Consider the following 1434-nt stretch of genomic DNA (forward strand, 5'->3'; position numbering starts at 1 on the left):
GGTACCGTCAAGAATTTTGTGTAATGAAAGATAGATAGGGTATCTCTGAATGGATTTAGAATGGATAAGGAGTCGGTTTCCTCCGCACAGGAGACAGAATATTCTGTCTCCTGTGCGGAAAGGGAGAATCCCCTTACTTTGTTATTTACAGTATTTGGTTAATTGTAACGTTCTTCAAACATTCGCTGGAGAGCTTCCTGCGCTTCGGCAAATCCTCGTAGCTTTCGCTCTGCCCATTTCTCATTAAAGTCTTGGATCGTCAAATACACGATTTTTTCCGCGGCTTCTAAACTGCTCAAACTGTTCATCGGTTTTAGACGTTTCCGAATCTCCTTGATCGTTCGTTCGATGGCATTTGTCGTGTAAATTACACTTCGAATACTGTTCGGATAGTCCATAAATGTGAGGAGAACATCCAACTCATTGGCCCAAGATTGCACTTCTCTTGGGTACTTGCTCGACCATTTCGATTCAAACTGTCGAAACATCTCCAATGCGATTTCTTTACTCGGAGATCGATAAATGAGTTTCAGATCCTCCGCCATTTCGAATTGGTCTTTTTTTCGAACACGATTTAGGGTGCTGCGGACTTTGTGAACGACACAACGCTGTACGTCCGCTTTCGGATAAACCGCCCGAAAGGCTTCCTCCAGCCCCGGAAGACCATCAAATACGCCCAGAAGCACTTCCTTGACGCCTCTTTGGTAGAGGTTCTGAAGGATTTCCCGCCATCCATAGGCGCTTTCTTGTCCTCCCACGAAAAAATCGAGAATTTCGCGATATCCTTCTTCATTTACTCCTAACACCACATAAATGACTTCTTTCTCTACCGTATCGCGGCGAAGTTTCACGTACAAACCGTCTAAATATAAGACCGAATAACGCTTGGATAGTGGACGGCTGCGCCATTTTTCGATATCTTCCTTTACGACATCGGTAATACGGCTGATCGTCGCAGGAGAATAGGCTTTTCCTAGAATTCGTTCGATCCACTTGCCAATTTCCCGGGTGCTCATGCCGCTTTGATACATCTTGATGATGGCTTCCTCCAGCCATCCCGTGTGGCGTTGATAAGGAGCAAACAACTGCGTTTGAAATTCCCCGTTTCGGTCTCTTGGGACCAAAAGCCCTTCAATCCGGCCATATTGTGTATCTAGATTTCGTTGATAGTAGCCGTTTCTCATATTGGATGTGTCTGCCTGTTCGATTTCGAGGAAATTTTTGATTTCTTCCCGCATGATCAGTTCTAATTTTTCTTTGACAAACTGACGAATGACACTTTCCAGTTGATTTGCCCAGTCGACATTCGGTATACTTCTTTTAGGCATAGGTAGGGTACTCCTTTCTCTAAGATTTTTGGTCCAATCAGAGAATACCCTACCTTTTTTCTTTTGGTCTAGCAAAAAGCTTTACACAAAATTTTATACATCATCC

The 1434-nt window shown here is 43.9% G+C and carries 1 protein-coding gene; it reads right to left on the reverse strand.

Features of this window, described 5'->3' with window-relative positions; translation table 11 throughout:
* Positions 1–158: 158 nt before the first annotated feature.
* Entirely contained in the window at positions 159–1328 is a 1170-nt protein-coding gene (locus ACVBDQ_RS17970; RefSeq protein WP_110107385.1) for an IS256 family transposase, read from the reverse strand.
* Positions 1329–1434 lie beyond the last annotated feature (106 nt).

Source organism: Geobacillus sp. CCR (assembly GCF_052906625.1).